Raw genomic sequence first — 13117 nt, 5'->3', positions numbered from 1 at the left:
CGGGTGACAGCCAGACAACCCTCAAACCCGGGGGTACGCCGCCCGGTCGACCTCGCGCGCGCCCACGATCTCTCCGCGCAGGCCATCCGCAACTACGAACGAGACGGCGTCCTGCCGCCGGCCCGCCGCACACCGAACGGCTACCGCCGGTTCACCGAGACGCACGCCAGGGCGTTGAGCGCGTACCTCGCTTTGATCCCGGGCCACGGCCACGCGGCCAGCGGCGAGATCATGCGGGCCGTCAACCGGGGTGAGATCGACACGGCGTTGCGCACCATCGATGAGGGGCATGCCCTGCTCCAGCGCGACCGGGAGACCCTGGACGCGGTCGAGTCGGCGGTGGCGGCGCTCGGCGCGCCGAGACCGCATCCGCAGAGCCAGAAAGCCGTGCCGATCAGCGTGCTGGCCCACCGGCTCGGTCTACGGCCGGCCACCCTGCGCAAGTGGGAACGGGCCGGGGTGCTGCGGCCGGCGCGCGATCCGGTGACGCACTACCGGGTCTACCTCCCGGACGACGTCCGCGACGCCGAGTTGGCCCACCTGTTGCGCCGTGGCGGATACCGGCTCGACCACATCGCCGGAGTGCTGGGTCAGGTACGCGGCGCGGGCGGCACCGAAGCACTCGCCGCGTCGCTGGGTGGGTGGCGGCAGCGGCTCACCGAGCGCGGCCGGGCGATGCTCACCGGGGCCGCCCGGCTCGCCGACTACATCGACGCTGGCCAGTCGCCTGGGCGGGCCTTGACCAGCGAGGCGAAGACCACCACATTGTCCGCGTAGCCGGTCTCGCCGCCGACCCGTTGGCCGCCACATTCGATACGTGACGGCAAGTTCGTGCAGTGTAGAACATTTCGTTCTACACTGGGTTCATGGAGCGTATCGGGGTCCGGGAGCTGAACCAGAACACGAGTCAGGTGCTGGCTCGGGTGAGTGGTGGCGAGACGGTCGAGATCACCGATCGCGGGCATCCGATCGCCCGACTGGTCCCGGTCAGTGACGACAGATCGGTGCTGGCCAAGCTGGTGGCGGCGGGGCGGGCCGTCGCGCCGACCGGGAGCGGCCCCGTCCCGCTTCCGCCAAAGCTCGGTGCCGAGCACGTGGACGTGGCTGCCGCTCTCGCCGAACTGCGAGACGAGGAGCGCTGGTGATCTATCTAGACTCCGCCGCCGTCGTGAAATTGGTTCGGCAGGAGGCGTGCAGCGCTGACCTTGTCTCCTGGCTTAACGCGCAGGGCGACGTCCCGCTGGTCTCCTCCGCTCTCGTCGAGGTCGAGGTGCCCAGGGCATTGCGCCGGTCAGCGCCGCAAGCGTTGATCGGAGTGCCGGCGGCTGTCGGACGGCTCTTCCGGTTGGAGATCGATGGCACTGTCCGTGCCACCGCCGCGGCCTTCGCGGACCCGGCGCTACGCAGTCTCGACGCCATCCACCTTGCCACGGCTCAGGTTCTGGCAAGCGAGTCCGGAACGGCGCTCATCGCATTCGTCAGTTACGACCGGCGGCTGCTCGACTGCGCGAAGGCCGCCGGGTTGCCCGTGGCAAGCCCAGGCCAGAACTGACCCGTAGTTCCGATCTGCCCGCCCTCACCCTGAACGCGCCTTGACCAACCTGCTACCTGTCGCCGTAGTGGTAGCGACAGGCGATGATCTCGACGTCGTCCTTGCTGACCCGGTACACCAGTCGATGTTCGCGGTCGATCCGGCGGGACCAGAAGCCGGACAACTCGCCCCGGAGGGGCTCTGGCTTGCCGATGCCCTCGTATTCGTTGCGCATCACGTCCGCGATGAGGTCATTGATGCGCTTGACCAACTTGCGGTCGGTGTGACTGAGGTACTGGCTCCACGCCGTCGCGGTGAAGACCAGCCTCACGCGACGTCCCGGAGGGTGCTCGGGTCGACCAGGTCGCGTTCGGCCGCGTTACCTGCCTCCAGCTCGGCGATCGAGCGGCGCAGGGCTGCGGCGTTGCTCGGGTTACGCAGGAGGTACTCGGTCTCCTTCATCGCTTCGTACTCCGCGAGCGGCACGATGACCACCGGCTCGTGGCCTGATCGGGTCACCACCACCTCCTCCGCGTCGTTGATGACGCTGTCGAGTTCGGCGGCCAGGTTCTGTCGAAGCTGGGTGAAGTTCACGGTCCGCATGATCACCTCCATGTAGGTACAGAAAACTGTACCTCAGGTGGCGTCTCAGCCACCGTCACGCGCCTTGACCAACGAGGCGAACACCACCACGTTGTCCGAGTAGCCGGTCTCGCCGCCGACCCACTGGCCGCCGCAGGTGATCAGCCGAAGGCTCGGGCGGCTGAAGTCGCCGTACACCTCGTCCACCGGCAGACGCCCCTTGTCGAACTTCTCCACCGAGTTCACCTCGAAGACCGCCACGCTGCCGTCGGTGCGGCTGACCTCGATCCGGTCACCGTCGCGCAGCTCCCGGAGCTGGTGGAAGACCGCCGGCCCACTTGTGGTGTCGACGTGCCCGACGATCACCGCCGGGCCGTACTGGCCGGGGGTGGGCCCCTGGTCGTACCAGCCGGCCTCCTGGGCGCGGGCCGCGTCCGGCACGGCGATCGTGCCGTCCGGGGCGATGCCCACCCCGTGCACCGGCGCCCGCACGTCGATCTTGTCAATGGCGAGGCTTGTCGGAGGGCTCGCCGCCAACACCGGAAACTTCTTCGGCGGCGGTCGGAACCCGGCGCTGAGCCGGTCCGGCAGCAGGCTCATGCCGGTCACCTGCTCGACACCGAGCATCGCCACGATCAGCACCATCACCGCGGCGATGGCCAGCACCGGCAGCCCCGGGCCCGTACCGAAACGGGGTCGGAACGACCGCGAGCCGGTCGGGCGGCTCGGTGGCAGCGCGCCGGCGGCCGGATCCGGTGTGGCGACACTTGCCGACCCGGCCTGCCCGGCGGCCCGACCCAGCCGGCCGGAGACGCGGACCAGCAGGCGGACGGAGGCGCGTAGCGCCGCACCGGCCCGGAGGCGGGCGCGGTGCTCCGACCGCGTACGCGCGGATCTGCGGGTCATGGGTCACCCGGCTCAGGAGCCGGCTCCACTCCGGCGTCGGCCACCGGCCATCCCGAGCGCGACAGCCGTGGCGACAAGTGCCACCCCGCCGAGCACCAACAGTGAGCCGGTGCCGCGACCGCCCGCCGTTCCGCCACCTCCGGTCGCCGGTCCCTTGCTCGGTGAGGCCATGTTCAGCACGGTCAGCGTGGTCGACGACGTCTGGCCGTTGTCGCAACGCAGGTCCACCGGGTAGTCGCCGGCCGGCTTGTCCCGCGCGATGGTGACCTGCCCGGTCAGGAAGCCCTTGTCCGGCTTGAGCATCACGTGCCCGAACGCGTCGGAGTGCACGCTGGACTTGCGGTTGTTGTTGTCGTTGTCGCAGCTCGCCTTGATGCTGACCCGGCTGCCGGCCTGGACGCTGTTCGGCGCCACCTCGACGAAGACGTTCTCACCGGCACGCGCCGACGTGGCCGACATCAGGACGAACGCCCCGACCAGCGCGACAAGTGCCAGTGCTGACGAGAGCGCGCGGTTGATCGTGCGGATTGCCTGCATGATTTCCCCCCAACCGGCGACGACCGCCGGAACCTCCGCCCCTCATTCCGCTTCCGCGCCGCACAGCGGCACTCCGGACGGAAGGAAGGGCGTCCCCTGGGCACGCGCTGCTTTCCCGCTGGCTCGGGGCCAAACCCGGGTCAGCCGCGCCGGGGGGAGGGCAGCGGGGTGATGGGGTGCCAGCCCAGCGGGGAGGAGAGGACCATCGTGCTCGACGGTTGGCCGTACGGGGCGAGCCGGTCGATGACCGCCTCGAAGTCGCCGATCGAGCCGGCGGCCACCTTCAGCATGCTGCACGCGTCGCCGGTGATCCGGTGGATCTCCAGGATCTCCGGCCAGTCGGCCACCGCCGGGTCGTGCAGGATGCAGCGCGCGCCGTAGCAGGACATCCGGATCAGCGCGACCACGGTGCGGCCGGCTCGGGTCAGGTCGACATGGGCGTGGTAGCCGGTGACGACCCCGGCCTCCTCCAGCCGGCGAACGCGCTCCGCGACGGCCGGTGGGGACAGGTGCACCCGCCGGGACAACTCGCTGAACGAGAGCCGCGCGTCGGCCTGCAACTCGCGCAGCAGCGCCCAGTCCATGTCGTCCACGCTCAGACCTTACTTTCGTGAACCAAATTCGCCTAGTTGCCTTCGGTTTGCCAGGAGAAGGCGGCGAGAGCCGTTGATTCGGCATTCCGCAGGCCGATCCGACCGCGAGATCATGACGTCGGCCAGTCCGGGGGAGGGAGACGAGATGGTGGATCAGACGGAACGGCGGGCGCCGAACCGCCGTGCCACGGTGCAACCGGTGACCCCCGGGCAGCGTGCCGCGCAGGCGACGCGCACCGGTGGCGAGCCGACCCTGGAGTTCGCCGACATGGTGCCGTACGACGCGTACGTGCAGGCCAGCGCCCTGCACAAGATGCAGCATCCGCTCAGCAGCGACCCGGGCGAGATGTCCTTCCTGATGGTCAGCCAGATCATGGAGCTGTACTTCGGGCTGACCTGCCACGAGTTGCGGGAGACCCAGCGGCTGATCCGCGCCGACCAGGTCTGGGAGGCGCTGGCCCCGCTGGGCCGCGCCAAGCTGCACCTGGAGGGGCTCAACGCCGCCTGGCAGGGGCTGCGTTGGATGAGCCCGGCCGACTTCAACAGGTTCCGCAACCTGCTCGGCGAGGCCTCCGGTTTCCAGTCGGCCATGTACCGGCAGTTGGAGTTCCTGCTCGGGCTGCGCGACCCGACGCTGATCCGCCCGTTCCGCCGGCAGGCCGAGGTGCACGCCGAGCTGAGCGCGGCGCTGGCCGCCCCGAGCCTCTGGGACGACGTGCTCGCACTGCTCGCGCGACGCGGCTTCGATCTCCCCGCCGACCTGCTCGCCCGGGACGTGGCAGTCGAGCACGACCCGCACCCGCTGGTCGAGGCGGCCTGGGTACGGATCTACGACGACCACGGGCCGGACAACCACCTGCGGCTGCTCGGCGAGGCCCTCAGTGGCGTCGCCGAGGAGTTCGGCGACTGGCGCTGGAACCACGTCAAGGCGGTGCAGCGGACGATGGGTGCCAAGGTCGGCAGCGGCGGCTCCGCCGGGCTGGCGTGGTTGCAGCGCAGCATGTCCCGGGTGGTCTTCCCGGAGCTGTGGTCGGCCCGGACCGCGATGTGACCGGAGAGCGAGACATGCACACCCCAGAACAAGAAGCCCACCGCCTCGACGAGGCCGACCCCGGCCACCGGCACCTGTTCCACGTGCCACCGGCCGACGGCGGCGACCACCCCGAGGCGGCGTACCTCGCCGGCAACTCGCTCGGCCTGCAACCCCGGGCCACCCGCGACGAACTCCTCGCCGACCTGGACGCCTGGGGGCGGCTCGGCGTCGAGGGGCACCTGGAGGCGCAACGGCCCTGGCTGCCGTACCACGAGCTGTTGACCGCGCCGGCGGCCCGACTGGTCGGCGGCCGGCCCACGGAGACCGTGGTGATGAACTCCCTCACCGTCAACCTGCACCTGCTGATGGTGAGCTTCTACCGCCCGGCCGGCGTGCGCACCCGCATCGTCATCGAGGACGCCGCGTTCCCCTCGGACAGCTACGCGGTGCGCAGCCAGGCCCGGTTCCACGGCCTGGACCCGGACGACACGGTGGTCCGGTTGCGTCCGCGCCCCGGCGAGGACGCCCTGCGCACCGAGGACGTGACCGACTACCTGGCCGCCGAGGGCGACCGGGTGGCGCTGGTGCTGCTCGGCGGGGTCAACTACCTCACCGGCGAGCTGCTGGACATCCCGGCGATCACGGCCGCCGGGCGGGCCGCCGGCGCGGTGGTCGGCTGGGACCTGGCCCACGCGGTCGGCAACGTGCCGCTGGCCCTGCACGACTGGGACGTCGACTTCGCCGCCTGGTGTTCCTACAAGTACCTGAACTCGGGTCCGGGTGCCCTGGCCGGTGTCTTCGTGCACGAGCGGCACCTCGGCGACCAGACCCTACCCCGCTTCGAGGGCTGGTGGAGCACCGCGTCGGCGACCCGGTTCGAGATGACCCCGGTGTCCCGGCCACCATCCACAGTAGAGGCCTGGCAGATCTCCAACCCGCCGATCTTCGCGATGGGCCCGGTGCGGACCTCGCTGGAGCTGTTCGACGCGGTGGGGATGACCACGCTGCGTGCCCGCAGCCAGCGGCTCACCGGCTGGTTGGAGTCGCTGCTCGACGAGGTCGTCGCCGACCGGCCGCTGCGGGTGGTCACCCCGCGCGACCCGGCCCGGCGGGGCTGCCAACTCTCGGTCCGCATCGGCGCCGGCAGCGCCGCCGAGCTGACCAAACGCCTGCGGTACGAGCACGGCGTGATCGCCGACGCCCGGGAGCCGGACGTCGTCCGGTTCGCCCCGGTGCCGCTCTACTCCACGTACCACGACTGCTGGCGGGCCGCCGCCGCGCTGGCGGCGACGGTGGGGAAGGTGACCTCTGTGAGCGCGAGGAGTGAGCCGGGGTTGCGAGCCCCGCAGTCGGGGACGAAGGGCGGCTCAGCGTGACGAAGCGGCGCGACGAGATCGCCATCATCGGTGCCGGTTTGGCCGGCTGTCTGGCCGCCTGCTTCCTGGCCCGGCGTGGCTACCCGGTGGCCCTCTACGAGCGCCGGTCCGACCCGCGTGCCGGCACTGCCGAGCGCGGTCGCTCGATCAACCTGGCCCTCTCCGAGCGCGGTCTGGACGCGCTGCGCCGGATCGGCCTGGCCGAGCAGGTGCTGACCGACGCGTTGCCGATGCGCGGCCGGATGATCCACCCGGTCGAGGGGGAGCAGCAGTTCCAGTCGTACAGCGCGGCCGGCGACCGGGCGATCAACTCGATCAGCCGGGGAGCGCTGAACAACGCCCTGCTGGACGAGGCCGCGGCGCTGCCCGGGGTGCGTGTCGTCTTCGACCACCGGCTGGTCGGGCTCGACCCGATCGACGGAACCCTGAGCTTCGAGACCCCGCAGGGCCCGGTCGCGGCCAAGGCGTCGGTCGTGCTGGGCGCCGACGGCGCCGGCTCGGCGGTACGCGGGCAACTGCTCGCGTACGGGCTGCTGGACGAGAGCGTGGACTTCCTCGACTACGGCTACAAGGAGCTGACGATCCCGCCGCTGGGCGGGGACTTCGCGCTGGATCCGGATGCCCTGCACATCTGGCCGCGCGGCACCTCGATGATGATCGCCCTGCCCAACCCGGACCGCTCCTTCACCTGCACGCTGTTCTGGCCGAACGAGGGCGCCGGGAGCTTCGCGGCACTGACCGAACCGGCGGCGATCGAGGAGCACTTCGCCAGGCACTACCCGGACGTCGTCCCGCTGGCACCGAACCTGGTCGACGACTACCAGCACAACCCGGTGGGCGTGCTCGGCACTGTTCGCTGCACCCCGTGGCAGGTCTACGGGAAGGTCGGCCTGCTCGGCGACGCGGCGCACGCGATAGTGCCCTTCTACGGCCAGGGCGCCAACTGCGCCTTCGAGGACGTGGTCGAGCTGGACCGCTGCCTGGACGAGTGCGCCGACGACTGGTTGGCCGCGTTGCCGCTCTTCCAGCGACGCCGGCAGGAGAACGCCGAGGCCATCGCCACGATGGCGCTTACCAACTTCGTGGAGATGCGGGACAAGGTGGCCTCCCCGGTCTTCCAGACCCGGCGGCGGGTGGAGCACGCACTGGAACGGGCCCTGCCCGGCCGGTACGTTTCCCAGTACGAGCTGGTGTCCTTCTCCACCACCCCGTACGCGGAGGTGCGCCGCCGGGTGCGCCGGCAGCACCTGGTGCTCGGCGCTGTCGCCGGCGGGGCCGCGCTGCTGCTGGTCGGCGCGATCGGCGCGGCACTGAGCCGAGGGAGGCGCGCGTGAACGGCAACTGGGATCCGCGACTGATGGCCGGCCGCGCGCCGGCCGGCCCGCAGCGGTTGCGCAACTTCGTCGGCGGCGAGTTCGTCGACGGTGGGCCGACGTTTCCCAAGGCCAGCCCGGTGACCGGGGAACAGGTCTTCGAGGTGGTCGAGGCATCTCGGTCCACCGTGGACGACGCGGTGGTCGCCGCGCGGGCCGCGCTGCGGGGGCCGTGGGGCCGGATGGGGGAGCGCGAGCGCGCCGAGGTGCTGCGCCGCGTCGCCGACGAGTTGGAGCGCCGCTTCGACGACCTGGTCACCGCCGAGGTCGCCGACACCGGCAAGTCCATCGCCCAGGCCCGCACGCTCGACATCCCGCGCGGGGCGGCGAACTTCCGGGCGTTCGCGGAGATCGTGGCGACCGCCCCCACCGAGTCGTTCACCACCGTCACCCCGACCGGGGGCCGGGCGCTGAACTACGCGCTGCGCAAGCCGGTCGGCGTGGTGGCGGTCATCGTGCCGTGGAACCTGCCGCTGCTGCTGCTCACCTGGAAGGTCGCCCCGGCCCTGGCCTGCGGCAACGCGGTAGTGGTGAAGCCCAGCGAGGAGACGCCCGCCTCGGCGACGCTGCTCGCCGAGGTGATGGCCGCCGCCGGCGTACCGGCCGGGGTGTTCAACCTGGTGCACGGGTTCGGGCCGGACTCGGCCGGCGAGTTCCTCACCCGGCACCCGGGCGTGGACGCGATCACCTTCACCGGCGAGTCGGCGACCGGCGGCGCGATCATGCGGGCCGCCGCCGACGGGGTGAAGGCGGTCAGCTTCGAGCTGGGCGGCAAGAACGCCGGCCTGGTCTTCGCCGACGCCGACCTGGACGCCGCGGTGGCCGGGTCGATGCGGTCCAGCTTCACCAACGGCGGGCAGGTGTGCCTCTGCACCGAACGCATCTACGTGCAGCGCCCGGTCTTCGAGGAGTTCACCGCCCGGCTCGCGAAGCGGGCCGGTGAGCTGGCGTACGGGTGGCCGACCGACGAGGCCACCGCCACCATGCCGCTGATCTCGCACCAGCACCGGGCCAAGGTGCTCGGCGCGTACGAGCTGGCCCGCGCCGAGGGCGCCGAGGTGTTGACCGGCGGCGGCACCCCCACCTTCGGCGACGCCCGCGACGGCGGGTCGTACGTGCAGCCGACAGTGCTCACCGGGCTGGGCCCGGACGCCCGCACCAACCGGGAGGAGATCTTCGGCCCGGTGGTGCACGTGGCACCGTTCGACACCGAGGACGAGGCGTACGCCCTGGCCAACGGCACCGAGTACGGCCTCGCCGCGACAGTGTGGACCCGGGACGTGGGCGTCGCGCACCGGGCCGGTGCCCGGCTGGACGCCGGCATCGTCTGGGTCAACACGTGGTTCCTGCGTGACCTGCGCACCCCGTTCGGCGGGGTCAAGGCGTCCGGCATCGGCCGGGAGGGTGGCGTGCACTCGTTGAACTTCTACTCCGAGCTGACGAACGTCTGCGTGGACCTGTCGTGAGCCGTGGCGAGGGAGCGGGCATGGAAGCTGACATCGAGGCCGCCAACCGGGAGCTGGCCGACGCCCGCAGCACCGGCAAACCGTGCCCGCCGTTGCGGGGGCGGCTGCTGCCGGAGGGCGACGTCGAGTCCGCGTACCGGGTGCAGCAGCTCCAGGCGCGGGCCTGGCAGGGCCGCGGCGAACGCCGGGTCGGCGCGAAGATCGGGCTGACCTCCCGGGCGGTGCAGGAGACCTTCGGGGTGTTCCAGCCCGACTTCGGCATGCTGACCGACGCCATGGCTGTCGGCGACGGAGTCGAGGTGCCCATCGACAGGCTGCTCCAACCGCGGGTCGAGGCGGAGATCGCGTTCGTGCTCGACAAGGATCTGCCGGACCCGCAGCTCACCACCGTCGACCTGATCCGCGCCGTCGACCACGTGCTGCCGGCCATCGAGATCGTCGACTCGCGGATCGCGGCCTGGGACATCTCCATCGTGGACACCATCGCGGACAACGCCTCCAGTGGGCTCTTCGTGCTCGGCACCACCCCGCGCCGACTCGCCGACGTCGACCTGCGACTGTGCGGGATGGTGCTGGAGCACGCCGGTGAGCCGGTCTCGGTGGGTGCGGGCGCGGCCTGCCTGGGCAACCCGCTGCACGCCCTGCACTGGCTGGCCGACACGCTCGCCCGCGCCGGTGACCCGTTGCGCGCCGGGGACGTGGTGCTCTCCGGGGCGCTCGGCCCGATGGTGGCGGTCACCCCGGGAGCCGCGTACGAGGCGCGGATCTCCGGCCTCGGCTCGGTGCGCACGGCCTTCACCCGAGGGGAGTCAGCGTGAGCGTCGGCGTGGCGGTGCTGGGATCGGGAAACATCGGCACCGACCTGATGATCAAAGTTCTCCGGCTGAGCGACAGCCTGCGGATGGTGGCGATGGCCGGCATCGACCCGGCCTCCGACGGTCTGGCGCGCGCTCGCCGGCTCGGCGTGGCCACCACCGCCGACGGCGTGGACGGCCTTGTCGCGATGCCCGAGTTCGCCGACGTCGAGCTGGTCTTCGACGCCACCTCGGCCGGCGCGCACCGACACCACGACGAGGTGCTGCGCGCCCACTGCCGCACCGTTGTCGACCTGACCCCGGCCGCGCTCGGCCCGTACGTGGTGCCGCCGGTCAACCTCGACGAGCACCTGCACGAGCGCAACGTCAACATGGTGACCTGCGGTGGGCAGGCCACAGTGCCGATCGTCGCCGCCGTCCGCCGGGTCACCCCGGTGGCGTACGGGGAGATCGTCGCGTCCATCGCCTCCCGCTCGGCCGGGCCGGGCACCCGGGCCAACATCGACGAGTTCACCGAGACCACGGCGCGGGCTATCGAGGTGGTCGGCGGGGCGGAGCGGGGCAAGGCGATCATCGTGCTGAACCCGGCGGACCCGCCGCTGCTGATGCGGGACACCGTCTACTGCCTCTGCCCGGACGCCGACGCCGACACCGCCGCCATCGCCGCCTCGGTGGCCGACATGGTGGCGACCGTCCAGGAGTACGTCCCCGGCTACCGCCTCAAGCAGGACGTGCAGTTCGACAGGGTGCGGGCGTACGTGCCGACGCTCGGGCGGCAGCTCACCGCGTTGCAGGTGTCGGTCTTCCTGGAGGTCTCCGGAGCCGGGCACTACCTGCCCGCGTACGCCGGCAACCTGGACATCATGACCTCCGCCGCGCTGCGTACCGCCGAGCGGCTGGTGGCCCTGCGGGAGGTGGCCGCGCCATGACCGATCTCTACATCCAGGACGTCACCCTGCGCGACGGCATGCACGCCATCGCCCACCGGTACACGGTCGAGCAGGTGCGCACCATCGCCGCCGCGCTGGACGCCGCCGGGGTGGCCGCCATCGAGGTGGCCCACGGCGACGGGCTCGCCGGGTCCAGCGTCAACTACGGCCACGGCGCGGCCAGCGACGCCGAGTGGATCTCCGCCGCCGCCGAGGTGCTCACCACGGCGAAGCTCACCACCCTGCTGCTGCCCGGCATCGGCACCATCGCCGACCTGAAGGCGGCGAAGGCGCTCGGGGTGACAAGTGTCCGCGTCGCCACCCACTGCACCGAGGCGGACATCTCCGCCCAGCACATCTCCTGGGCCCGGGAGAACGGCATGGACGTGGCCGGGTTCCTGATGATGTCGCACATGAACGACCCGGCCGGGTTGGCCGGGCAGGCGAAGCTCATGGAGTCGTACGGGGCGCACTGCGTCTACGTCACCGACTCCGGCGGCCGGCTGCTCATGTCCGACGTGGCGCAGCGGGTCGACGCGTACCGGCAGGTGCTGGCACCGGACACGCAGATCGGCATCCACGCGCACCACAACCTGTCCCTCGGGGTGGCCAACAGCGTGCTCGCCGTCGAACACGGCCGGGTCACCGGGTCCGCGCCGGTCGGCCCGGACGCACCCCACGGCCGGACCGTCCGCGTCGACGCCTCCCTCGCCGGCATGGGCGCGGGCGCCGGCAACGCGCCGCTGGAGGTCTTCGTGGCGGTCGCCGAGCTGCACGGCTGGAAGCACGGCTGCGACGTGTTCGCGCTGATGGACGCCGCCGACGACATCGTCCGCCCATTGCAGGACCGGCCGGTCCAGGTGGACCGGGAAACGCTCTCCCTGGGGTACGCCGGGGTCTACTCCAGCTTCCTGCGGCACGCCGAACGGGCCTCCGCGAAGTACGGCGTGGACGTCCGGTCGATCCTGGTCGAGCTGGGCCGGCGCCGGATGGTCGGCGGCCAGGAGGACATGATCGTGGACGTGGCACTCGACCTGGCCGGCAAGGAGCAGCAGTCATGATCGGACCAGACGTCGCGGGGATCGCCGACAAGCTGGGCGCGGCGGCCGACACGGCCACCGCGATCCCGCAGCTCGCCGCCGAGACCGGCCTCGACGTGGACACCGCGTACGGCGTGCAGGCCGCGCTGGTGCAGCGCCGGCTGGACCGCGGTGAGCGGCTGGTGGGGCTGAAGATGGGGCTGACCAGCCGGGCGAAGATGGCCCAGGTCGGTGTGGACGAGGTGATCTGGGGGCGGCTGACCAACGCGATGCGGGTGCCCGACGGCGGTGTGGTCGACCCGGCCGCGTACATCCATCCCCGGGTCGAGCCGGAGGTGGCGTTTCTGCTGGACCGGCTGCCCGAGCCGGGTGAGCCGATCGGCGACTTCGCCAGCGCGGTCCGCGCGGTCGCCCCGGCCATCGAGCTGATCGACTCCCGGTACGCGGACTTCCGTTTCTCGTTGCCGGACGTGATCGCCGACAACACCTCGGCCGCCGCGTTCGTGATCGGGCCGTGGTCGCCGGTGCCGGCGGGCCTCGACAACCTGGGCGTGCTGCTGGAGGTCGACGGTCGGGTGGCGCAGGTCGGCTCGACGGCGGCGATCCTCGGCGATCCGCGCCGGGCGCTCGACGAGGGCATCCGGCTGGCCGGCCGGCACGGGGTGCGGCTGGAGTCCGGCTGGGTCTTCCTGGCCGGTGCCGCGACCGCGGCTGTGCCGCTGCGTCCCGGTGCCCACGTCCGTGCGGTGGTGGAGAAGCTGGGCATGGCGTCTCTGCTGGGTTCGTCGTGATCGTCGTGAGGGTTCTCGTGGGCGCGGTCGTGGGGGTTCCTGGGCTCGCCGTGGGCGTCGCCGTGGGGGTTCCGGGCAGCCCGACCGGCTCCGGGCGGTCAGGCTTGATCCCTGCGCCGGTCGGGTGGACGCGCGCCTGCGGAAA

Annotated in this window: 14 protein-coding genes and 2 pseudogenes; 11 read left to right on the top strand and 5 right to left on the bottom strand. The window is 71.7% G+C overall.

The genetic code is table 11. From position 1 onward, the window contains the following. Window positions 1–3: 3 nt before the first annotated feature. From AB0A95_RS28170 to AB0A95_RS28160, 3 genes and pseudogenes are all read left to right on the top strand, one after another. Window positions 4–711, top strand: a pseudogene (locus AB0A95_RS28170) (MerR family transcriptional regulator); the annotation flags it as partial. 155 nt (window positions 712–866) lie between these two features. Beyond that, complete coding sequence (locus tag AB0A95_RS28165) at window positions 867–1145, top strand: type II toxin-antitoxin system prevent-host-death family antitoxin (protein WP_357558755.1); 279 nt, start codon at window positions 867–869, stop codon at window positions 1143–1145. Then, entirely contained in the window at window positions 1142–1552 is a 411-nt protein-coding gene (locus tag AB0A95_RS28160) for a type II toxin-antitoxin system VapC family toxin (RefSeq protein WP_357558754.1), read from the top strand. The genes AB0A95_RS28165 and AB0A95_RS28160 overlap by 4 nt, the downstream gene beginning before the upstream one ends. Before the next feature lie 52 nt (window positions 1553–1604). On the opposite strand, the gene AB0A95_RS28155 is transcribed toward AB0A95_RS28160, so the two are convergent. The 5 genes from AB0A95_RS28155 to AB0A95_RS28135 form a co-directional block, all read right to left on the bottom strand. Beyond that, window positions 1605–1862, bottom strand: coding sequence for a Txe/YoeB family addiction module toxin (locus tag AB0A95_RS28155; RefSeq protein WP_357558753.1), 258 nt, complete (start codon window positions 1860–1862; stop codon window positions 1605–1607). Further along, window positions 1859–2134, bottom strand: coding sequence for a type II toxin-antitoxin system prevent-host-death family antitoxin (locus AB0A95_RS28150; RefSeq protein WP_357558752.1), 276 nt, complete (start codon window positions 2132–2134; stop codon window positions 1859–1861). Before AB0A95_RS28150 ends, AB0A95_RS28155 begins: the two co-directional genes overlap by 4 nt. Window positions 2135–2179: 45 nt before the next feature. Beyond that, entirely contained in the window at window positions 2180–3019 is an 840-nt protein-coding gene (locus AB0A95_RS28145; protein ID WP_357558751.1) for a class F sortase, read from the bottom strand. Between the two features lie 12 nt (window positions 3020–3031). Then, window positions 3032–3556 carry a hypothetical protein gene (locus tag AB0A95_RS28140; RefSeq protein ID WP_357558750.1) on the bottom strand — a complete coding sequence of 175 codons (525 nt, stop codon included), beginning with the start codon at window positions 3554–3556 and terminating at the stop codon, window positions 3032–3034. Window positions 3557–3696: 140 nt separating this feature from the next. Then, complete coding sequence (locus tag AB0A95_RS28135) at window positions 3697–4149, bottom strand: Lrp/AsnC family transcriptional regulator (RefSeq protein WP_357079887.1); 453 nt, start codon at window positions 4147–4149, stop codon at window positions 3697–3699. 148 nt (window positions 4150–4297) lie between these two features. On the opposite strand from AB0A95_RS28135, the gene AB0A95_RS28130 reads away from it, so the two are divergent. From AB0A95_RS28130 to AB0A95_RS28095, 8 genes and pseudogenes are all read left to right on the top strand, one after another. Continuing rightward, window positions 4298–5200, top strand: coding sequence for a tryptophan 2,3-dioxygenase family protein (locus AB0A95_RS28130; protein WP_357558792.1), 903 nt, complete (start codon window positions 4298–4300; stop codon window positions 5198–5200). A 14-nt stretch (window positions 5201–5214) separates the two neighbouring features. Continuing rightward, window positions 5215–6477 (top strand): annotated as a pseudogene (gene kynU / locus AB0A95_RS28125) (kynureninase); the annotation flags it as partial. A 77-nt stretch (window positions 6478–6554) separates the two neighbouring features. Beyond that, entirely contained in the window at window positions 6555–7892 is a 1338-nt protein-coding gene (locus AB0A95_RS28120; protein WP_357558749.1) for an NAD(P)/FAD-dependent oxidoreductase, read from the top strand. Window positions 7893–7915: 23 nt separating this feature from the next. Beyond that, window positions 7916–9397, top strand: coding sequence for a 2-hydroxymuconic semialdehyde dehydrogenase (locus AB0A95_RS28115; protein ID WP_357558791.1), 1482 nt, complete (start codon window positions 7916–7918; stop codon window positions 9395–9397). Between the two features lie 20 nt (window positions 9398–9417). Beyond that, complete coding sequence (locus tag AB0A95_RS28110) at window positions 9418–10215, top strand: fumarylacetoacetate hydrolase family protein (RefSeq protein ID WP_357558748.1); 798 nt, start codon at window positions 9418–9420, stop codon at window positions 10213–10215. Further along, complete coding sequence (locus tag AB0A95_RS28105) at window positions 10212–11141, top strand: acetaldehyde dehydrogenase (acetylating) (protein WP_357558747.1); 930 nt, start codon at window positions 10212–10214, stop codon at window positions 11139–11141. Before AB0A95_RS28110 ends, AB0A95_RS28105 begins: the two co-directional genes overlap by 4 nt. Then, window positions 11138–12202, top strand: coding sequence for a 4-hydroxy-2-oxovalerate aldolase (gene dmpG / locus AB0A95_RS28100; protein ID WP_357558746.1), 1065 nt, complete (start codon window positions 11138–11140; stop codon window positions 12200–12202). Before AB0A95_RS28105 ends, dmpG begins: the two co-directional genes overlap by 4 nt. Continuing rightward, window positions 12199–12972: a fumarylacetoacetate hydrolase family protein gene (locus AB0A95_RS28095; protein ID WP_357558745.1), complete on the top strand. Its 774-nt coding sequence runs from the start codon at window positions 12199–12201 to the stop codon at window positions 12970–12972. The genes dmpG and AB0A95_RS28095 overlap by 4 nt, the downstream gene beginning before the upstream one ends. Window positions 12973–13117: the final 145 nt, after the last annotated feature.

It is taken from the genome of Micromonospora sp. NPDC049230 (genome assembly GCF_040647875.1).
Lineage (GTDB): Bacteria > Actinomycetota > Actinomycetes > Mycobacteriales > Micromonosporaceae > Micromonospora.
The sequence above is the reverse complement of the archived record's forward strand: the minus strand, read 5'-3'. Positions and strand labels throughout refer to the sequence as shown.